19 protein-coding genes and 1 pseudogene are annotated in these 20,222 nt (G+C 36.6%); 14 read left to right on the top strand and 6 right to left on the bottom strand.

What is annotated here, in order from left to right; translation table 11 throughout:
- Positions 1-19 precede the first annotated feature (19 nt).
- A complete protein-coding gene (locus QWZ06_RS07130; protein WP_290296793.1) occupies positions 20-1,648 on the top strand; it encodes a helix-turn-helix domain-containing protein in 1,629 nt (542 codons plus the stop codon).
- Between the two features lie 395 nt (positions 1,649-2,043).
- Here the strand turns inward: QWZ06_RS07130 and QWZ06_RS07135 are convergent, their stop codons facing one another.
- From QWZ06_RS07135 to pruA, 3 genes are all read right to left on the bottom strand, one after another.
- Positions 2,044-2,253, bottom strand: coding sequence for a hypothetical protein (locus QWZ06_RS07135; protein ID WP_290296795.1), 210 nt, complete (start codon positions 2,251-2,253; stop codon positions 2,044-2,046).
- A gap of 374 nt (positions 2,254-2,627) precedes the next feature.
- Entirely contained in the window at positions 2,628-2,825 is a 198-nt protein-coding gene (locus QWZ06_RS07140) for a cytochrome C551 (RefSeq protein WP_290296797.1), read from the bottom strand.
- A gap of 1,054 nt (positions 2,826-3,879) precedes the next feature.
- Entirely contained in the window at positions 3,880-5,505 is a 1,626-nt protein-coding gene (gene pruA / locus QWZ06_RS07145; RefSeq protein WP_290296799.1) for an L-glutamate gamma-semialdehyde dehydrogenase, read from the bottom strand.
- Between the two features lie 411 nt (positions 5,506-5,916).
- Here pruA and QWZ06_RS07150 point away from each other — a divergent pair, with 411 nt between their 5' ends.
- From QWZ06_RS07150 to QWZ06_RS07210, 13 genes and pseudogenes are all read left to right on the top strand, one after another.
- Positions 5,917-6,282: a hypothetical protein gene (locus tag QWZ06_RS07150; RefSeq protein WP_290296801.1), complete on the top strand. Its 366-nt coding sequence runs from the start codon at positions 5,917-5,919 to the stop codon at positions 6,280-6,282.
- Between the two features lie 158 nt (positions 6,283-6,440).
- Positions 6,441-6,743 carry an urease subunit gamma gene (gene ureA / locus QWZ06_RS07155; RefSeq protein ID WP_076352294.1) on the top strand — a complete coding sequence of 101 codons (303 nt, stop codon included), beginning with the start codon at positions 6,441-6,443 and terminating at the stop codon, positions 6,741-6,743.
- Positions 6,744-6,755: 12 nt separating this feature from the next.
- Positions 6,756-7,124 carry an urease subunit beta gene (gene ureB / locus QWZ06_RS07160; protein WP_290296803.1) on the top strand — a complete coding sequence of 123 codons (369 nt, stop codon included), beginning with the start codon at positions 6,756-6,758 and terminating at the stop codon, positions 7,122-7,124.
- A 1-nt stretch (position 7,125) separates the two neighbouring features.
- A pseudogene (ureC, locus tag QWZ06_RS07165) lies at positions 7,126-8,846 on the top strand (urease subunit alpha).
- A gap of 112 nt (positions 8,847-8,958) precedes the next feature.
- On the top strand, positions 8,959-9,609 hold the full coding sequence (locus QWZ06_RS07170; RefSeq protein ID WP_290296804.1) for a hypothetical protein: 651 nt from the start codon (positions 8,959-8,961) through the stop codon (positions 9,607-9,609).
- The gene (gene ureE, locus QWZ06_RS07175; RefSeq protein WP_290296805.1) at positions 9,599-10,108 is read left to right on the top strand and encodes an urease accessory protein UreE; all 510 of its coding nucleotides are present in this window, start codon (positions 9,599-9,601) and stop codon (positions 10,106-10,108) included. The genes QWZ06_RS07170 and ureE overlap by 11 nt, the downstream gene beginning before the upstream one ends.
- Positions 10,101-10,799: an urease accessory protein UreF gene (locus tag QWZ06_RS07180; protein WP_290296806.1), complete on the top strand. Its 699-nt coding sequence runs from the start codon at positions 10,101-10,103 to the stop codon at positions 10,797-10,799. Before ureE ends, QWZ06_RS07180 begins: the two co-directional genes overlap by 8 nt.
- A gap of 140 nt (positions 10,800-10,939) precedes the next feature.
- The gene (gene ureG / locus QWZ06_RS07185) at positions 10,940-11,578 is read left to right on the top strand and encodes an urease accessory protein UreG (RefSeq protein WP_045499433.1); all 639 of its coding nucleotides are present in this window, start codon (positions 10,940-10,942) and stop codon (positions 11,576-11,578) included.
- Entirely contained in the window at positions 11,579-12,367 is a 789-nt protein-coding gene (locus QWZ06_RS07190; protein WP_290296809.1) for an urease accessory protein UreD, read from the top strand.
- Positions 12,368-12,537: 170 nt separating this feature from the next.
- Positions 12,538-13,239 carry a hypothetical protein gene (locus tag QWZ06_RS07195; protein WP_290296810.1) on the top strand — a complete coding sequence of 234 codons (702 nt, stop codon included), beginning with the start codon at positions 12,538-12,540 and terminating at the stop codon, positions 13,237-13,239.
- A gap of 231 nt (positions 13,240-13,470) precedes the next feature.
- Complete coding sequence (locus QWZ06_RS07200) at positions 13,471-14,358, top strand: urea transporter (RefSeq protein ID WP_290296812.1); 888 nt, start codon at positions 13,471-13,473, stop codon at positions 14,356-14,358.
- 188 nt (positions 14,359-14,546) lie between these two features.
- A complete protein-coding gene (locus QWZ06_RS07205) occupies positions 14,547-16,793 on the top strand; it encodes a TonB-dependent receptor (protein WP_290296814.1) in 2,247 nt (748 codons plus the stop codon).
- A gap of 133 nt (positions 16,794-16,926) precedes the next feature.
- The gene (locus tag QWZ06_RS07210) at positions 16,927-17,814 is read left to right on the top strand and encodes a helix-turn-helix domain-containing protein (protein WP_290296816.1); all 888 of its coding nucleotides are present in this window, start codon (positions 16,927-16,929) and stop codon (positions 17,812-17,814) included.
- A gap of 270 nt (positions 17,815-18,084) precedes the next feature.
- On the opposite strand, the gene QWZ06_RS07215 is transcribed toward QWZ06_RS07210, so the two are convergent.
- The 3 genes from QWZ06_RS07215 to QWZ06_RS07225 are packed head-to-tail and all read right to left on the bottom strand — an operon-like array spanning position 18,085 to position 19,834.
- Positions 18,085-19,194 (bottom strand): DNA topoisomerase IB, encoded by a 1,110-nt coding sequence (locus QWZ06_RS07215; protein WP_290296818.1) that lies wholly within the window; start codon positions 19,192-19,194, stop codon positions 18,085-18,087.
- Between the two features lie 9 nt (positions 19,195-19,203).
- A complete protein-coding gene (locus tag QWZ06_RS07220) occupies positions 19,204-19,371 on the bottom strand; it encodes a phosphatidate cytidylyltransferase (RefSeq protein ID WP_290296820.1) in 168 nt (55 codons plus the stop codon).
- A 25-nt stretch (positions 19,372-19,396) separates the two neighbouring features.
- The gene (locus tag QWZ06_RS07225) at positions 19,397-19,834 is read right to left on the bottom strand and encodes a DUF6526 family protein (protein WP_290296822.1); all 438 of its coding nucleotides are present in this window, start codon (positions 19,832-19,834) and stop codon (positions 19,397-19,399) included.
- Positions 19,835-20,222 lie beyond the last annotated feature (388 nt).

Raw genomic sequence — 20,222 nt, forward strand, 5'->3', positions numbered from 1 at the left:
AATAATAATTTGTTTTTTTATGTCTAATAATCTATTGAAACTTTTGTTTTTGCTGACCACAGCAATCTTCATATCTGCACAGAAAAAAAGCGACTTCGATCAGGCGTGCGAAAGGACTTCCTCTATCATGGCCTATAAAGATTTATCTAAGGCTATAAAAACTGCTGATTCGCTTTATATGTCTGCTCATCAACCATCAGAAAAGGTGAAAAGCCTTATGCTTTCTTCAGAGCTCTATCATCATGGTGGAGAACTTAAAAAAGCAATCTGCTATAGCGAAAATGCCCATTCATTAATTGAACAAGCAAATAATAGGGAATGGATGGCCGGAGTATGTCGATTATTGGCGAGACAATATAGACAGGTAGGGTTATATGAAAGAGCTAAGAAATATATTTTCAAAGGATTGGATGCATCCAGGCAAATTTCTGGTTTTCAGGAAAGTAATGAAGCGCAAGGGTTGCTCAATCAGGAGATGGCTTTTTATGAAATGGAAGTCGGAAACTATGTAAATGCAATACAATACATTGAATTTTCCCTTAAAAACTTTGGCAAAATTGATAGTCAGAATGAAGAAAGAACCCAAGCTGCCTCTTATCAATTATTAGGAGATGTTTATTTTAAACTTAATGATTATACCGTTTCTGAAAATTATTACAGGAAAGCTGAAGATTTACTCAAAGAAGGAAGTTGTACATTAGGATTGGTCTATAACGGATTAGGAGGAATTCGTTTGAAGCAAAAGAATTGGAAAGACGCTGAAATATATTTGAAAAAAGCTGAAAAAATTGCTGATACTTCCCGAAGCTTAAAACTTAAAAAAGCAGTTTATTCCAATATTAATGATTATTACGAAGGAATAGGTGACAATTTTAAGGCCTCTTTATATGCTGTGAAATATGTAAGAGCCTATGACAGTATTGCCGCCCGTAATCAGGGATTTTCGGGAATGCCTAAAGAAGAAACAACGATTAAAGTTAATAAAGGAAGTGGACAAATGAATGTAGCTAAAAATGCTGCTATCATTATATTGTTTGTTTCATTAGTCGGTTTAATTATCTTCTTTAAAACAAGACAGAAAAGACAACTTTCAAAGTTGAGGAATATTATAAGAACTCAGGGAAAGGTAACGAATAGCTATAAAGGAGCCTTACTAAGACAGCCTGTGAATTCTGAATTTTCAAATATATCTGTAGAAGAAATAGATGAAAAAGATTCCGAATCAGACCGAAAGAGAAATGATTCTCTAATGACATCTGAAACAGAAACTAAACTCCTTGAACTTCTTGAAGAGTTTGAAAAAGGAAACCTTTACAACAATAAAGGAATGTCACTTTCATTTTTAGCAGGAGAACTTAATACCAATACCAAGTACCTTTCCTATGTCATTAATCAGCACAAAAGTGCAGACTTTAAAACGTATATTAATAGATTAAGGATCAGTTATATTGTGGATAAACTTATCAATGACGAAAAGTATCGACAATACAAAATAAGTATTCTTGCTGATGAATGTGGCTTTTCTTCACATAGCAAATTTGCCGCCGTATTCAAGGCGGTTACAGACTTTTCTCCATCTGCGTATATTAAGCATCTAGATATTGAAAATCAATTAGATAAAAATGTTCATTTTCGGGAAAACAGTTAAAAATAAATAGTTTTATGTATTCTGTCTTGCTATTTTCATGAAAATGGATAACCTATTGTTTTTTGTAAGACCAATGCTATCATATCTTTGCGAAAGTGTTATGGGAATGACCAACAATTATATTGCATCTTAGTCCATCTTATTTTTGAAGGAACTGTCTTTTTCCTGAAATAAGATATGTTCTCCCAACAACAAGCAAACCATGAAACTTTAGATATGGAACACACGTATATTTCGTTTTTCATGAAATAGTTACGGTTCCTCTTTTCATATGCAAAAGAAATATTCTGCATAAAGAATATAAACATACCATATAATCGGGGTTGATTGCCCGGTTTTTTTTCAGTCAAGTTTTTTTAAGTGCAAGTCCACAGATATTCTGTGGATTTGCGATTTTATTTAGTTTTTGTACCGTCGGTTTTTGTTTTTAAAGTATCCGGAGCTACCGGAGCAGGTTCAGAATTGGCAACAGCAGAATCGCCCATTCTGTTTCTTAAGGAATCTTTATTGTGAGCTTCCTTAAATTCCTCTCTTTTTTCTTTGTTTTGAGCACAACTTCCTAGGAAAAGAAGTCCAAGAATTGCTCCTAGCCATAATTTTTTCATAATAATACTTTTTTATGTTTGGTGTTAATCAAATATAATGATTTTATAAAAGATAAAAGATAAAAGATAAAAGATAAAAGATAAAAGATAAAAGATAAAAGATAAAAGATAAAAGATCTTATCGTTAAACATCTATTATCAATCCGTATATCAACATCAATAGGGGTGGGCTTTAGCCCATCCTTTCGATTAAACGTCATTATTTATACAGATATTAACATCAATAGAGGTGGGCTTTAGCCCGCCTAATAAATAAAAATTCATCTGGTTTTAACCAAAACCTAAATAATTCCTTAGTCTCTTATCCTTTAATAAAAAAATCTGCAGCGCTTTCATCTGCAGATTTTCCATTTTAAATTGAACGTATATAAGTACTATTTGGCAGGAGGTGTTGCCATAGAATCCTTTTTCATCTTGATACTGTCAGGATTCGTCATTTTTGTAGTCATCGTGTCTGTTGTCGCAGGTGATGCAGCACGTGTATTCACTGAATCACTATTACTTGTAGACATTGATGACTCCTTGGTTCCACAGCTCACTGCAAATAATCCTATGCCGATGGCTGTTAGCAATAACTTTTTCATACAATTTTATTTTGGGGTGCATTGATGAAAAAACAATTATTATTCCTAACAAGGGGGCATAAGTCGTAAAATATAGGTAAAGTTTGTTAAAAGATGTTAGGGAGTAAGGAGTGGCAGGGTTTGAGAGTGTTAGGGCGTTAGAGTATTAGAATGGGAGATGAGAGATAATAGACGAAGAGATGATAGATGTTTTAGTTTTAAATTTCAATAGTCAATTTTTGTTTTGCAAATGAATCATAGATTACTAATGAAAGGATAGCAGCCTTAAACCTCGAACCTCGAAATCTCGTACCTGTATTCCATAAAAAAGCCCCAAAACCGAAATCCCGGAGCTATGTTGAAGGAACAATTACTTATTGCCTATTTTAAACATTTGCATTTTCACTCTCAAACTCTCTGTCCCTCAAACTTTACCATATTCTCACAAAAAAGCCTCAGAACCGAAATTCCGAGGCTATGTTGAAGGAACAATTACTTATTGCCTATTTTAAACATTCGCATTTTCACTCTCAAACTCTCTGACCCTCAAACTTTACCATATTCTCACAAAAAAGCCTCAGAACCGAAATTCCGGGGCTATGTTGAAGGAACAATTACTTATTGCCTATTTTAAACATTCGCATTTTCACTCTCAAACTCTCTGACCCCCTCAAAATTTACCATATTCCCACAAAAAAGCCTCAGAACCGAAATTCCGGGGCTATGTTGAAGGAACAATTACTTATTGCCTATTTTAAACATTCGCATTTTCACTCTCAAACTCTCAAACTTTCAAACTCTCTGACCCCTCAAAATTTACCATATTCCACAAAAAAAAGCCTCAGAACCGAAATTCCGGGGCTATGTTGAAGGAACAATTACTTATTGCCTATTTTAAACATTCGCATTTTCACTCTCAAACTCTCAAACTCTCAAACTCTCAAACTCTCTGACCCTCAAACTTTATCATATTCCCACAAAAAAGCCTCAGAACCGAAATTCCGAGGCTATATTGAAAGAACAGACAATAAATTACTCATTGTCTATTACTTATTACTCATAATTACCCTAAGTATGGATATTTGTAATCTTTAGGAGATACAAATGTTTCTTTCACACTTCTTACAGATGTCCATCTAAGAAGGTTCATTTTAGAACCTGCTTTATCGTTAGTTCCTGAAGCTCTACCACCACCGAAAGGCTGTTGACCTACTACGGCACCAGTTGGTTTATCGTTGATGTAGAAGTTACCAGATGCATTCTCTAAAGCTTTGTAAGCTTCAGCGATAGCATAACGGTCTTGAGAGAATACAGAACCTGTTAATGAATAAGGAGAAGAAGAATCAACTAATTTAAGCGTTTCTTTCCAGTCTTGATCTTCATACACAAATACAGATAAGATTGGGCCGAAGATTTCTTCTACCATACTTTCGTATTGAGGGTTTGTAGTTTCAATTACAGTTGGGTGTACAAACCATCCTTTAGAGTCATCACAAGTTCCACCGATAGCTACAGTAGCTTCAGAAGATTCGTTTGCTCTTGTGATATATCCTTTACATTTTTCGAAAGAATTTTTGTCAATTACAGCGTTTACGAAGTTAGACGTATCTTCAGGAGAACCAATTTTGATTGTAGCCATCTGAGATTCCATTACTTTTTTCACATCAGCCCAAAGAGACTTAGGAACATAAGCTCTTGAAGCCGCAGAACATTTTTGTCCTTGGTATTCGAAAGCACCTCTCACTAAAGCAGTAGCTACCGCTTCTACATTAGCAGACGGGTGAGCGATAACAAAGTCTTTACCACCTGTTTCTCCAACAATTCTTGGATATGTTCTATAGTTATGGATGTTATCACCGATCATTTTCCACATTCCCTGGAATACTTTTGTAGAACCCGTGAAGTGAAGACCTGCAAAATCTCTGTGAGCTAATACTTTCTCAGCAGTTTCTTTACCATCTGTAAAGATCATGTTGATAACCCCAGCAGGAAGACCCGCTTCAATTAATACATCCATGATTACTTTTGCAGAATAAACCTGCTTATCAGAAGGCTTCCATACCACAACATTTCCTAGCATTGCCATACAAGTCGGAAGGTTTCCGGAAATTGCTGTAAAGTTGAATGGAGTTACTGCAAAGCAGAATCCTTCTAGTGGTCTGTACTCTACACGGTTCCAGATTCCGTTGTCAGAAACTGGCTGCTCAGCATACATTTCTGTCATGAACTCTACGTTGAATCTTAAGAAGTCGATGAACTCACAAGCAGAATCAATTTCAGCCTGGTGTACATTTTTAGACTGTCCAATCATTGTAGCTGCATTAATTACATCTCTGTAAGGTCCAGCCAATAGATCAGCTGCTTTTAAGAAAATTGCTGCACGTTGTTCCCAACCTAGCTCGTTCCATGCTTCTTTAGCTGCCAATGCCGCGTTGATAGCGTCATCCACATGTTGCATACCACCTTGGTAATAGAATCCGAAGTCATGAGCGTGATCCTGAGGAGACTGAAGCTGTACTTTTGTGTCAGTTTTTACTTCTTTTCCATTGATGATCATTGGAACTTCTACCTTTTCAGCCCACATTTTTTTATAAGTGGCAATAAGGCTTTTAACTTCTGGAGATCCCGGTTCATAAGAATTTACCGGCTCGTTTACCGCTAATGGTACTTGCGAAATTGCTTTTGACATATTACGTTTTATTATTTTTATTAAAATTAAATAAGTAAGTTGTATACAAATTTACGATAATTATAAGGAAAGAAAAAAATCGAACTCCTTTTTGTGAAATAAACTTTTTTGTCGAAAAAACATTAATATATAACGTTTGTTTAATGTTTTATCTTAAAAATATTTAATATATTTATTCAATCCTTTACATAGAAGAAAAAAATATAAAGATTTGTTATAATTATTGGAATTAGGACAATGAAATATTTGTCATAGTTCATAAATGACCTTTAAGTGTTGTAAATAAAGGATTTATAAAGAAATGTTAAATTTATATAAAATTGCATTTGTTGCGATTTTGAACATTTTAAATAATTTTTTTGATAGCCCGGAATTTAAGATTACTCTAATTTTACACCATTATTATCAGACATGAAAAAAAGAGTCCTGTTTTTCTCTTTTGTATTATTTTTCTCAGCTTTATGTGTAGGCCTTCTTACCCATACAGGGAAAACTAAATCATATTCTGATCTCTTATCGAAAATTCATCTTCTTCAGCAAAAATCGGATCAGCAGACTCAGCCTGAAATCTATAGTTTTTCAGACGCACAGGATGTACAGGATTCTAATGATTGGGAGAAAGTAAAATTTGATTATTCAATACTTGCTCAGCAATGGCTTAATTACTTCTTTGCAAAGTATACTTTTAATACTCCGGTTGCGGCTGTTCAAAACCGGGTTTATATTACAGCACCAAGATACATTCTGTATCATTCCCTGCAAATAGCGGGCTGCTAATCCTATTTTAAATTTTGATGATCCGTTATATGGTTTGTATCCTACTATAGGTACAGATCCATAGGCTTCATTCCACATTTTACATTCTTGAACATATCTATTTGTCTTTTCAGAAAGGCGAAGCGGATACTGTTTGTCCAATTTTAAATAAAAATATTATGCACTTAACACCGAGAGAAACGGAGAAGCTTATGCTATTTCTGGCAGGAGAGCTAGCTCTAAAAAGAAAGGCTAGAGGCCTTAAATTAAACTATCCAGAATCAATTGCATTGATCAGTCACTTTTTGCTTGAAGGAGCAAGAGACGGAAAAAGAGTCGCTGAACTGATGCAGGAAGGCGCAAATCTTTTAACCAAAGATGATGTGATGCCTGGCGTGGCAGAAATGATCCACGATGTTCAGATCGAAGCTACATTCCCTGATGGAACAAAGCTGGTAACCGTACACAACCCAATCCGTTAATTCCTATTGATTATGATACCAGGAGAAATTTTTGTAAAAGAAGGTACTATTATCTGCAATGAAGGCAGAGAAACAGCCAAAATAAAAGTCACCAACACAGGAGACCGTCCTATTCAGGTAGGATCACACTTTCACTTTTTTGAAGTAAACAAGGCGATGAGCTTTGACCGTGAAAAAGCTTTCGGAAAAAGGCTAAATATCGTAGCAAGTACTGCCGTACGTTTCGAACCGGGAGAAGAAAAAGAAGTGGAATTGGTGGAAATAGGAGGAACCAAAAAAGCAATGGGCTTCAATAACCTTGTAGATGGACAGGTAGATTCTGAAGATCAGAAAAGAGAAAGCCTAGCAAAAGTTCAAGAGTTAAACTTTAAAAATCAGTAAGATGAGCTTAAACGTAGACAGAAAACAATACGCTAATATATTAGGTCCTACAGCTGGAGATAAAATCAGACTGGGAGACACTGAAATTATTATTGAAATCGAAAAAGATTTCACCCATTACGGAGACGAAGCTGTTTTCGGAGGAGGAAAAACCGTACGTGACGGTATGGGACAGAATGTTACTGCTAAAAGAGATGAAGGTGTTCTTGACCTTTGTATCACAGGGGCAGTAATTATCGACCACTGGGGAATTGTAAAAGGAGATATAGGAATTAAAGACGGTAAAATTGTAGGGATTGGAAAAGCCGGTAACCCTGATACAATGGACGGGGTAAGTCCTAACATGATCATCGGGGCTTCTACAGAAGTTCACGGAGGTAAAGGATATATCGTAACTGCAGGAGGTATTGATACTCACATTCATTACATCTGTCCACAACAAATTGAAACCTCTTTATATAGTGGAATCACTACCATGATCGGAGGTGGAACTGGTCCAAATGACGGAACAAACGCTACAACAGTAACTCCAGGTAAATTCAATATGCAGAAGATGCTTGAAGCAGCAGAAGAATATCCAATGAACCTAGGGTTCTTCGGAAAGGAAACTGTTCTGCTGAAGAGCCTATTGAAGAGCAGGTGGAAGCAGGAGCATTAGGAGTAAAAATCCATGAAGACTGGGGGGCAACACCTGCAACCATTGATGCGGCTTTAAAAGTGGCAGATAAATATGACGTTCAGGTAGCGATCCACACGGATACCTTAAATGAAGGGGGGTTCCTGGAGGATACGATGAGAGCGATCAACGGAAGAGTAATCCATACATTCCACACGGAAGGTGCAGGTGGTGGCCACGCTCCTGATATCATTAAAGCTGCAATGTATCCAAACGTATTACCTGCTTCTACTAACCCAACACGTCCTTACACTATCAATACGATTGATGAGCACTTGGATATGTTGATGGTTTGTCACCACTTAAGCAAAAACATCCCTGAAGATGTGGCATTCGCAGATTCACGTATCCGTCCTGAAACGATTGCAGCAGAAGATATCCTTCACGATATGGGTGTTTTCAGTATCATGAGTTCCGACTCTCAGGCAATGGGTAGACCAGGAGAAGTGATCACAAGAACCTGGCAGACAGCAAGTAAAATGAAAGAGCAAAGAGGTGATTTAGCTGAAGATCAGGATAGTGGAAATGATAACTATCGTGCCAAGAGATATGTGGCTAAATATACGATCAACCCAGCAATTGCACACGGTATTTCAGAATATGTAGGATCTCTTGAAGAAGGAAAATTAGCGGATTTAGTAATTTGGAAACCAGCATTGTTCGGAGTGAAACCTGAAATGATTGTAAAAGGGGGATTTGTAATTGCTGCTAAAATGGGAGATCCAAATGCTTCTATTCCAACACCACAACCCATCATCTATAGAAATATGTTTGGGGCTCACGGAAAAGCTAAGTATGGTATTTGTGCCAACTTCGTATCTCAAATCTCTATCGATAACGGAACTATTGCTTCTTACGGGTTAGAAAAAATGATCCTTCCGGTGAAAAACTGTAGAAATATTTCTAAAAAAGATCTTATTCACAATGATAAGACTCCTTTAATTGAAGTGAACCCTGAAAACTATAAAGTAACGGTAGATGGTGAATACATCACTTGTGAACCGGCGGAGACACTTCCTTTAACACAGTTGTATTATTTGTTCTAAGAAAAATCTTATGAATAAAACCTAACAGGTTTCAAAAACCTGTTAGGTTTATTTAACAGCAAAAAAGATTTATCAGACAGTATTTTAAAACAACTATAGAACTAAGTTTAGAATGAAATATTTAAATAAAACAGTTTTTTCTCTTGCTGTAGCCGGGATGTCTTTCCTTTCTGGTAGTGTGAGCGCTCAATTTTTGGGCGGACACAGGCTTAAGAGTGATGAAGATGGGCCAAAAGGACAATTTATGATCTATGGTTCATTGGATTACTCCAAGGTTACAACTCCTACAAACAGCAGCAGTACAGTTTCCAGTGCACCACTTGGAGTTGGGTATTTTATCAATAATAATGACCTTATCGGGGTTAATTATGCTTACTCTCAAAATTCTGTTAACCATAATGTGGTATATAAACAGAATGAAGCCGGAATTTGGTATAGTCCCTCATTAATGCTTGGAAAATACTTTGTGCTCATCGGGCAGGTAGATGCTCATTATGTTTGGGGACAACAACAGGCAACAACAGCTGACGCAATGCAGAACTTCAATGGTTTCCGTCTTCGGGCTTATCCTTTGATCGGAGTATTATTAGGCGGCGGTTGGGCTTTGAAATTCAAGTTTGCAGAACTTTCAATGCTTCAGACTAAAACTAAAGAAGAAGGTTGGACGAAAAGTTATGTGGCAGGAATCAGTGGTTCAACATTCGGAGTGGGCATTTCTAAAAACTTTGACTTCAGAAAAAAAACGGCTAAAAATGATAATTAATCAAACCATAGGCAATCTCACCGAAAATCCTACAGAAAAGAATATAGACTATCTGGATCTGGAATGGTTTGAAACCACGAAAAGAATTCAACGTAAAAGAACCAGAAACGGAGTGGACGTTGCCATCAAATTTCTAAAAGAAGGGCAACGTTTACGAGAAGGAGATATTCTTTTTGAGGATGCAGAAAAAGTAATAGCGATCAATGTGCTGGAAACAGAGGCGATCGTAATGGTTCCCGGATCTTTACTGGAAATGGGAACAGTATGCTACGAGATCGGAAACAAGCATATCCCGCTTTTCATCCAGGATGATAAGGTGTTGCTTCCATTTGAAATGCCCATGTTCAGATGGTTGGAAGCAAGTGGTTTTAAACCGGAAAAACAATCCGTAAAACTATTGAATCTCCTTAAATCCAATGTAGAACCTCACGGGCATGGAAGTCTTGGCTCTACAATTTTTACCAAAATCTTAAAAATGGCCGCTCCAAAAGATGAATAATATAAACATAAACTTTTTATCAGGACTCCTTCATCTGGCAGATCCAACACTACCGATCGGTGGCTATACACATTCCAACGGGCTTGAAACCTATGTACAGGAAAGAATCGTTCATAATGCGGCGACTGCGAGAGAATTTGTACAGAACATGCTTCAATACAATCTTAAATTCAATGATGGAGCTTTTGTAAAACTGGCTTATAAAGCAGCTGAAAAAGGGGATTTACAAGCACTTTTGAATTTAGACAATGAGTGTAACGCGATAAAATGTCCGAGGGAAATCCGCCAGGCAAGCCAAAAATTAGGGCTAAGATTGATCAAAATCTTCAAAAGAAGAGAAAGTTTTCCGTTGATGGAGGCTTTTGAAAAGGCTATTCAGAATAAAGAAGCCAATTCCCATTACTGTATTGTATTCGGAGTCTATGCTTATTTAATGAAGATCCCTTTATATGAAGCCTTGTTGGGATTCTATTATACCTCCGTTGCCGGGATGATTACCAATGCCGTAAAACTGGTTCCTCTGGGACAGCTTGATGGGCAAGATATCTTATTTGCTTTATATCCTGTCATGGAAAAAACAGTTTGGGAAACCATGGAGCTGGATAGGGATATGGTCGGGCTTTGTAATACAGCTTTTGATATCAGATGTATGCAGCACGAAAGGCTTTATTCAAGACTTTATATGTCGTAAAAGAGATTAAAGGGGCAGAATGTAAATGATTTTTGTTGAGTGAAACGCCCTCGCGATCTCAAAATATCCTCAATCAATAAAAAAAATTAGCGCTCTCTGCGTTAAAAAAATAAAAACAAACAAAGTAAAATTTAAAGAAAATGGAAAATAGAAAATACATAAAAGTAGGGGTTGCAGGACCTGTAGGATCAGGAAAAACTGCATTATTGGAACGTTTAAGCAGAAAATTATTCGGAAAATATGATCTTGGAGTCATTACTAATGATATTTATACTAAAGAGGATGCCGAGTTTATGGCTAAAAACAGCCTTTTACCTCACGACAGAATTATCGGAGTAGAAACGGGAGGTTGCCCTCACACAGCGATTCGTGAAGATGCCAGTATGAATCTTGAAGCAGTAGACGAATTGGCTGCACGTTTCCCTGAAATTGAATTGGTTCTTATTGAAAGTGGAGGTGATAACCTTTCTGCAACATTCAGTCCAGATCTTGCAGACGTTACCATCTTTATTATTGACGTAGCAGAAGGAGAGAAAATCCCTAGAAAAGGAGGTCCTGGTATTACAAGATCAGATTTATTGATCATCAACAAAATAGACCTTGCTCCTTATGTAGGGGCGAGCCTTGAAGTAATGGAAAATGATGCCAGAAGAATGAGAAAAGGAAACCCTTTTGTTTTCACTAACCTTAAAACAGATGAAGGGCTGGATAAAGTGATCGGGTGGATCAAAAAATATGCTCTTTTAGAAGAAATTGAAGAACCGAACTTAGTAAGATAAATGGATAGTCGTTTAAATATTATCGCAGGATTTAAGGGAGGGGAATCATATGTGAAGGATCTTTATGTTTCATTGCCTTTCAGAGTTGTTTCTGTAGGGCAGAGAAAAAGTGATAAGAAACTGTATCAGATGGTGATGAGCTCCTCCCCGGGAATTCTGGATGGAGATCATTATCACCTGGATGTAGCTCTTGAAAAAGGATCTTCCCTTCAGTTACAGTCACAGTCGTATCAGAGACTTTTCAATATGGAAGATAAGGCTGTTCAGGAATTGAATGTAACAATGGAAGATGAAACTTCATTTGCCTATGTTCCGCATCCTATTGTTCCGCATGAAGATTCAAACTTTAAAAGTAAAGCCAATGTGCATATCGGGAAAAACAGCCAGATCATCATTAGTGAGATCATTACCTGCGGACGAAAGCATTATGGTGAGGTTTTTAAACTGAGACGTTTCCAGAACCTTATGGAAATCTATCATAACAATAAATTGGTTGTCAAGGATAATGTAGTGATCCAGCCGGATCTGATTCCGATCAGCAGCATTGGTAACCTGGAGCAGTATACCCATCAAGGAACCTTGATCTTCTATAGTACAAAGGAAAATGTAGATAAAAATGGTTTGATTGAAGAAATTGTAGAAGCTGCAGCTCAGCATCATGAAGATATGGAGGTTGGAGTTTCTGCTATGGAAGATAACGGTTTTGTAGTGAGAGCTCTAGGGCATGGAGGAGAATTGATGTACAACTTTTTTGTTTATGTACAGGAAATTCTTTGGTCTTTGGAGTAAAAAAGAAAGTCTTAGGAGCCTTGTCAAGGTTTAAAACCTTGACAAGGCTGGCACCTTTGAGAGTATATATTCAACAGAAGCGGGCTTTAGCCCGCGTCAATAAAAAGAAATCTTCCGTTGGCTTTAGCCAAAACGTAATAAAGAATCTGAAATAACAGAATTAATAGAAAATGGACAGTACAGTGTGGGCGCTTCTTTTAAGTGCCGTTTCAATAAGTTTTATACATACCGCTTCAGGGCCAGATCACTATCTGCCTTTTATCGTGATTTCAAAATCCAAGAAATGGAGCGGAATGAAAACGGCAATATTAACCGTGGTTTGCGGGTTTGGACATGTTCTGAGCTCTCTTGTTCTTGGTTTTATTGGAGTCTTTTTAGGCTGGCAGCTGAATAAGATTTCCTGGTTTCAGGATATCAGAGGGAACTTCTCAGGATGGGCATTACTGATCTTTGGCGGAGTTTATCTGGTGTATGGGCTTATTCAGGCCATCAGGAATAAACCTCATAAACATTTCGATGTAATGGGTGATGATGTTTACGTGTATGAACACAATCACAGTGAAGTTGTAATGCCTCAAACAAGGATAAAAGTAACGCCACTGGTTCTTTTTATGATTTTCGTAATGGGCCCCAGTGAACCCTTGATTCCTTTATTGTTCTATTCTGGAGTGAAACATTCTATGTCTGAAATTGCTGTTCTGGTGACTTCATTCACTATTACTACTGTTTTAACGATGCTTGGAATGGTTCTTCTAGGGCGTTATGGCTATTCAACACTTTTCAATACCGAAAAACTGGAAAGATATATGGGAGTGGTAAGTGGAGCTGTGGTAACAGTCTGCGGAATCGGAATGGTCTTTCTGGGATGGTAAGTGGGGTTTAAGGGTTTTAGAGTAGGAGAGTAGAAGGATGAGAATGTTTAAAGTTCAAGGATTGAAGTTTAAGGTTGCCATTCTTTCACTGATGATTCACCATTCACTTGTGAAGCAAAATTGACTATTGACCTTTAAGGCTAGAATGTCTCTCATCTCTTCGTCTATTATCTTTCATCTATCTCTCATCTCTATCCAATATTTCCAATCATTAATACAATTAAAAAAACTATGGACGAATTTTTCAAAAAACTACCTTTTTTAGACAATGTTTTAAAAGGAATCGGGCAGATTATGCTTCAGGAAAACAGATGGACTGGGCTTCTGTTTCTTATAGGAATCTTTATGGGAAGCTGGCAATGTGGAGTTGCGGTGTTGCTTTCAACAGCAGCCGGAACATTTGCTGCCATGAAGCTGAAGTACAGTCAGTCTGAAATTAATGCCGGATTGTACGGTTTCAGTGCCGCACTTGTAGGAGTAGCATTAGCCTTTTTATTTGAGACAACAATTGTAATTTGGGTACTTATTATATTAGGCGGAGCATTGGCTGCTGTTATTCAGCATTTCTTTATTCAAAAGAAAATTCCGGTGTTTACTTTTCCTTTCATTGTAATTACATGGATCTTGGTATTTGCCTTACATCATTTTACACATATTCCTCCGTCTGCAATGTTGAGCGCTGAGGTAGTATCTACAAAGTATGATGATTTTCTTACCTGTACCAATGGTTTTGGTGAAGTGATATTCCAGGGTGGGGTAATTTCAGGAATGATTTTCTTTGTTGCTGTTTTTATCAGTTCACCGGTAGCCGCCTTATATGGATTGGCAGCATCTATTCTGGGTGCGGGATTATCACAATTTAATGGAGAACCCGTTAAGGAAATTCATATGGGATTATTCGGATTCAATGCAGTACTTTCGGCGATTGTATTTTCCGGGGTTAAAAAAACAGATGGTTTATGGGTACTTATTGCTGTGTTTTTAACAATAGTAATTGACGATCTTTTGGTTGATAATCATTGTCTGGATATGGTTGGTGGAGTATTTACTTTCCCATTTGTAGCAGGAACATGGATCACCCTTTTAATTCAAAAAGTATTTCTTAAAGCAAAAGCATAGACTTGGGTTGGGGGTTCTAGAGTTTGAAGGTTTTAGAGTTTGAGAGTAGGAATATTCAAGGTTGTGATCCTTTCACGGGTAATTGGAATTTCAAAATTCCCTATTGAATTTTAAGACTAAAACATCTATCATCTCTTCGTCTATCATCTAATATCCAACCACTAATCTCTAATTTAACAAAACAAAAAATGAAAATAACTAAAATAGCAGCCGCTTTTCTTGTCATGGCATTCGGTGGAAAAATGATGGCTCAGGAAGCAGAAAAACAGTTGCAAATCAAAGATGCAGAAGACAAATTTCCCATTGTAGATGTATTGGTAAAATATGACCATGGAAACAGCCACACTCACACAGGAACAGACGGTACTTTTGCCATTCCTGTTAAATCGCTTCCTGATACATTGGTGATTAGCCGTCAAGGATATGATGAGGTAAAATGGGTGGTTACTAATGATGATGATAAAAACAAAGTTATTTTTTTACAGCATAAGCCATTTCAGATCTCTGAAGTAGCCATTAATCACAGTTCTTTTTTATCAGCAATTACTAAAGTAGATCTGAATAAATTTCCTGTTAATTCAGCACAGGATTTATTGAGAAAAGTACCGGGATTATTTATTGCACAGCATGCCGGCGGAGGAAAAGCAGAACAACTCTTTTTAAGAGGATTTGATGCCGATCATGGAACAGATGTAAGCGTAAATGTAGATGGAATGCCTGTGAATATCGTGTCTCATGCTCATGGACAAGGGTATTCTGATCTTCACTTTGTGATTCCTGAAACGGTAAACAATATTGATTTCGGAAAAGGAGCCTATTATATGGATCGTGGAGACTTCAATACTGCAGGGTATGTAGATTTTCAAACGTATAATGGGTTGAAGAATAGTATGATTAAACTTGAAGGAGGTTCGTTCAACTCAAAAAGAGTACTAGGAATGTTCAATATTCTTCATGATGATCTGGGAAGAAAAAATGCGTATATCGCTGCTGAATACAATTATACTGATGGGCCTTTTGATGTCAAACAAAACTTCAATAGAGTTAATATTTTTGGAAAGTATAACCAATGGATTACGGATAATGATTATTTTAATATCCAATTTTCAACCTTCAATTCCTCATGGAATGCTTCCGGGCAGATTCCGGAACGTGCAGTAGACGAAGGAATCATTGGCCGATGGGGAAGTATAGATCCTACCGAAGGGGGAAAAACCTCAAGAACCAATCTTCAGATGAACTTTAAGCATATCATTTCTCCATCTGAGCAGATCGATGCAATGGCTTTTTATTCAAGATATAATTTCAATCTATATTCCGATTTTACTTTTTTCTTAAAAGATAAAGATCACGGAGATGAAATTCAGCAAACCGACGGAAGAAATATTTATGGCGCAGAAGTAAAATACACCAAAAACTTCTCTCTTCCTAATAGTTCATTAAACTGGACTTCCGGAATTGGCCTGAGAAATGATGATATCAATACCTTACAACTGAACCACGTTTACCACAGAGATATGCTGCTTGACAGACTGTCTGATGTGAACGGAACAGAAACCAATCTTCATGCCTATTCAGGTTTGGTTTGGAAAACGGGAAAATGGACGATTAATCCGGCAGTAAGAGTAGATCATTTTATCTTCAATATGCATAACCTGCTAGATCCTGAACAATTGCCTTCCGGACAATCAAAAGAAGCAACAAGAGTAAGTCCCAAACTGAACTTCTCCTATGCTCAGAGTGATAATGTAATGTGGTTCCTGAAAACAGGCATGGGATTCCACTCTAATGATATGAGAGTAGTGGTTACTAATAAAAATGAAAATACGCTGCCTTATTCTATAGGAGCTGATTTCGGAGTAAGATTACACCCATTCAAATCATTAATCATTACGCCTACAGTGTGGTATATGGATCTGCAGCAGGAATTTGTATATGTAGGAGACGATGCTGTGGTAGAACCATCCGGAAAATCAAGACGTTTTGGAGCTGATCTGGGAATTCGTTTTCAGCCGTTGGAAAACTTTTACCTGAATGCAGATATCAATTATTCTCACGCAAGATTTATTGAAGAAGAAAAAGGACAGGACTATATTCCACTAGCACCAGTAGTGACCAGTACAGGATCTGTAAACTGGGATTTCTTAAAAGGATTTTCTTTAGGCCTTCAGTACCGTTATCTTGGTGAAAGACCAGCAGTAGAGGATAATAGTATTAAAACAAAGGCTTATTTTGTCAATGATCTGGTATTATCTTATAACCATCAGAAATGGGGTGCTAATATTCAGGTCAATAACTTGTTCAATGTAAAATGGAATGAAGCTCAGTTTGCTACCGAAACCCAATTAAAAGGTGAAGCTGAACCTATTACAGATCTTACGTATACACCGGGAAGCCCGTTTGGAGTAAGAGTAGGAGTGTATTACAAGTTCTAGAGTTTGAGAGTAAGAGGGTTTGAGAGTCTTAGGGTTAAAGTGCTATTTCAAATTAATTCATTCTCAAATTTTCAAATTCTCCAGGCTCTGCTTTATAAATTTTGTCTAATTTTAATTTATCATAATATCGTAGATGGAAGTATTATCCAATTTTCAATACAAAAAACTTTTTCTACCCAATATCACGGAGAAAATATTAGCCAATAATGCGGATATACAGCTTTATCGGATAGAGAATTACCTAAAAGGGATTCTGATGCCGGTAATTCCATACCGTACAACTTTCAACTTTATTATTTTCGTGACCAACGGACATATTAAACAGTATCTTGAAAATAAAGAATATCATGCCGAAAAAGGCGGAGTAATCTTTATTAAACAGGGAACTATTACAGCTACTGTAGAATTGTCTGATGATATTGAAGGCTTTTTTCTTGCCTACGAAAATAATATCCTTTCCGAACAGGAATTACCCAAGCATAAAAGCAGTATTTTCTTTATGACCCCTTTTCTGAATCTGGACAGTTTAACATATGGAACGATTACCCAGCTTCTCCCTATCATGGAACAGGAACTTTGGCTGAATAGTTTGAATGTAAATGATGTTGTAGTCACTATGCTGCACCTGATTCTGATCAAAATGCTGAGTACAGATTCAGATACCCATCACAAATCTGCCACGCGTCCGATGGAGTTGTCGCTTCAGTTCCGGGATCTTTTATTTAAATATCACGTGGGAGAAAAACGGGTTGCCTTCTATGCTGATAAATTATCCGTAACAGAAAGCTATCTGAATAAATGTGTGAAAAGTGTGACCCAAAAATCACCAAAGCAATGGATCAACGAGATTGATATCAATTACAGTAAGGCATTGCTGCATTCCAGTAAAGATATTGCTGAAATTGCTTACGAGCTGAACTTTCATACCGCGTCCCATTTTACCCAGCTTTTCAAAAAAATTGCAGGGATTACGCCAAAGGAATACAGAATGCAGTTTTTGAGTAATAGAGTTCCGGGGTAGGACAAAGGTTGGAAGCTGGAAGAGTGATGCTGGACGTACTATTAGGCGATATTGTTATTGAAGTTATTCTTAATTGAATTAACTCAGTTTTATGAAATAGGTTTTTAGGATAGGTTGGATGTTGGAAGAGGGATGCTGGAGGTACTATCACACGGTATTATTGTAAATTTTATTTTTAATTAGGATCTATTTTAGATAAAAAGTCAACAATTGATTTTTCAGACTTCAATAACTTCCATCTCCCAACCTCCATCTTCCAGCCTAACAACTCTACAACTTCTCATTCTCCAGAATCTTAATCACTAGCTTTTCTTCCTTCGTTAAGTCTGCCTTTCCATCATTTTCTTCAATGACTTCCAGTTCGTCAAGATATTTTTTGATCGTATTGTTTTCGTAAAGATTGATGACTAAAGGATGAACATAATATTTCCTACACACAGCACTGGTATTCCCCAGGTGTTCAGCAACAATATCCAGTGCTTCCTTTACTTTCTTTTTATATTGAGTATCGTTTTCTGCATACCCGATTTCTCTGAAAGCGATCAAAGCATTTACCGTGCCTGACCAGGTTCTGAAATCCTTGGCTGTAAAATCATCACCACTTATTTCTTTGATATAGTCATTCACCATCCCGGAATCTATAGAATGTCGGTTTCCTTCATCATCCAGATATTGGAAAAGTTCTTTGCCGGGAATGTCCTTACATTTTTGTACCAGTTTTGCCAATCTTTTACTTCTGAGATCTACATGGTGCATAATGCTCTTTTTTCCTTTAAATGAAAAAGTTATTTTTTGACCTTTGATTTCAACATGTTTATCCTTTAAAGTAGTCAGCCCAAATGAACCGTACAGTTTTTCATAGACGTTATTACCAATACGAATATTGGTTCTCTGCATGAGACTTACAATCAGGGCAAGTATTTTCCGCTTTTCAAAATTTCTTAAGGCAAGATCTTGTTCAATATGAAGCCTGATGCCTGGTAAAGCATAGCCGAACTGAAGCATTCTGTAGAATTTTGTGTGATTTCTTAAAGCGCTCCATAAAGAATGATAGCGGTATTGCTTTCTTTTTTTAACATCAAAACCTGTTGCCTGAAGATGGCCATTTTCTAAAGCGCAAATCCAAACATTTTCCCAAGCAGGAGGAATAACCAGCTTATTAATTCTGGTGATTTCGTTCTTATCCCGGATCTTTTCTCCATCCTTATAATAAGAATACTTTTTTCCAGCTTTCTTACGGGTAATTCCGGTGGTTTCTGCATCGGTGGTATAAATAAGATGTACCGCCTTTGCAGAAGCTTCCGGATCCTTCATGATTTTAACAATCTTTGATGGCTTCAGGTGGGAAATGATCTCTAAATCTGTATTCTTCTCCTCCATAAAACATGGTTAAGAGTTTTTACCCTTCGAAAAAATCAGTAAAAGAATCACTACTATTACACAGACTAAGAAAATTCCCCACCACATTCCGGCTTTAAAGATTGTTCCTACTGCCTCACAACTTGTTAATGTTAACAAACTTAATATCGTAATACTATATAAGGTCCACTTTTTCATAGGTGTATATTTTGTTGGTATCTGGTTAAACTCGGAGTTTGTCAGCCTTCCAGTTTTTGATGGATTTTTTGATTTCATCACCGGAAATATTCTCATGAAGTGCTCTGTACAAAAGCTCCTTAAATTCATCATCATGCGTAAATCTTAAGGCTGCAATCTGGTCAAACCTTAATTTTTCAACTGTTTCATCAGATCTTATATTAAAAATCTCAAAATACCGCTGTTTAAATTCAAGAATCACCATACGATTCTGAAGCCCTAATGCATAATGTTGTCTGGTCATAAATGCCAGATAAAAAAGCAGAAAAATCACGATTGAAAATAAGATCCAGATCAGTTGATTACCGGGATCATCCCATATTTTATAGATTCCTAAAATCTCCAAAACAATTAATAAAGGGAGATAAATAAAATGATGAGGTGGATAAAATTTTCTGTGGTTATTATAGTTCTGCTGTTTCATGGGAGTTAATATAGCAATAATCTTTCCAAAAGTTTATTGTTTTAATAAAAAACAGTATTTTATGGTATGAATTTTATTTTTTTTTATGAAATTATGAGTTGAATTTTATTTTATCATCTATGTGGTTAAAAAATATAAAAGCATTATTTAAACCACATATACATAGGCTTATGAGACTGAAAAGTAAGATTTAACCGCAGATTACACGGATTTACACAGATGTTTATGCTTACTCTACAAAGTTTTTAAACTTTAAAAATTACATATTTATTAGCCACTAATGCACGAATAAAAATCATTCTTGCATTAGTGGCCATTAAAAATTCTAGTGTATAGGCTACCAAAATTAAAATTCATAAAAAAATAACATATCATTCGGAAAATAGGG

This window comes from Chryseobacterium tructae (assembly GCF_030409875.1).
In the GTDB taxonomy this organism is placed as follows: domain Bacteria; phylum Bacteroidota; class Bacteroidia; order Flavobacteriales; family Weeksellaceae; genus Chryseobacterium; species Chryseobacterium tructae.

Coding starts and splice junctions, on each gene's coding strand:
- QWZ06_RS07210 (WP_290296816.1), top strand. CDS start 16,927: ATGGAAGTATTATCCAATTTTCAATACAAAAAACTTTTTCTACCCAAT.
- ureE (WP_290296805.1), top strand. CDS start 9,599: ATGATAATTAATCAAACCATAGGCAATCTCACCGAAAATCCTACAGAA.
- QWZ06_RS07205 (WP_290296814.1), top strand. CDS start 14,547: ATGAAAATAACTAAAATAGCAGCCGCTTTTCTTGTCATGGCATTCGGT.
- QWZ06_RS07225 (WP_290296822.1), bottom strand. CDS start 19,834: ATGAAACAGCAGAACTATAATAACCACAGAAAATTTTATCCACCTCAT.
- pruA (WP_290296799.1), bottom strand. CDS start 5,505: ATGTCAAAAGCAATTTCGCAAGTACCATTAGCGGTAAACGAGCCGGTA.
- QWZ06_RS07130 (WP_290296793.1), top strand. CDS start 20: ATGTCTAATAATCTATTGAAACTTTTGTTTTTGCTGACCACAGCAATC.
- QWZ06_RS07190 (WP_290296809.1), top strand. CDS start 11,579: ATGGATAGTCGTTTAAATATTATCGCAGGATTTAAGGGAGGGGAATCA.
- QWZ06_RS07195 (WP_290296810.1), top strand. CDS start 12,538: ATGGACAGTACAGTGTGGGCGCTTCTTTTAAGTGCCGTTTCAATAAGT.
- QWZ06_RS07135 (WP_290296795.1), bottom strand. CDS start 2,253: ATGAAAAAATTATGGCTAGGAGCAATTCTTGGACTTCTTTTCCTAGGA.
- QWZ06_RS07180 (WP_290296806.1), top strand. CDS start 10,101: ATGAATAATATAAACATAAACTTTTTATCAGGACTCCTTCATCTGGCA.
- QWZ06_RS07215 (WP_290296818.1), bottom strand. CDS start 19,194: ATGGAGGAGAAGAATACAGATTTAGAGATCATTTCCCACCTGAAGCCA.
- QWZ06_RS07220 (WP_290296820.1), bottom strand. CDS start 19,371: ATGAAAAAGTGGACCTTATATAGTATTACGATATTAAGTTTGTTAACA.
- ureG (WP_045499433.1), top strand. CDS start 10,940: ATGGAAAATAGAAAATACATAAAAGTAGGGGTTGCAGGACCTGTAGGA.
- ureB (WP_290296803.1), top strand. CDS start 6,756: ATGATACCAGGAGAAATTTTTGTAAAAGAAGGTACTATTATCTGCAAT.
- ureA (WP_076352294.1), top strand. CDS start 6,441: ATGCACTTAACACCGAGAGAAACGGAGAAGCTTATGCTATTTCTGGCA.
- QWZ06_RS07170 (WP_290296804.1), top strand. CDS start 8,959: ATGAAATATTTAAATAAAACAGTTTTTTCTCTTGCTGTAGCCGGGATG.
- QWZ06_RS07150 (WP_290296801.1), top strand. CDS start 5,917: ATGAAAAAAAGAGTCCTGTTTTTCTCTTTTGTATTATTTTTCTCAGCT.
- QWZ06_RS07200 (WP_290296812.1), top strand. CDS start 13,471: ATGGACGAATTTTTCAAAAAACTACCTTTTTTAGACAATGTTTTAAAA.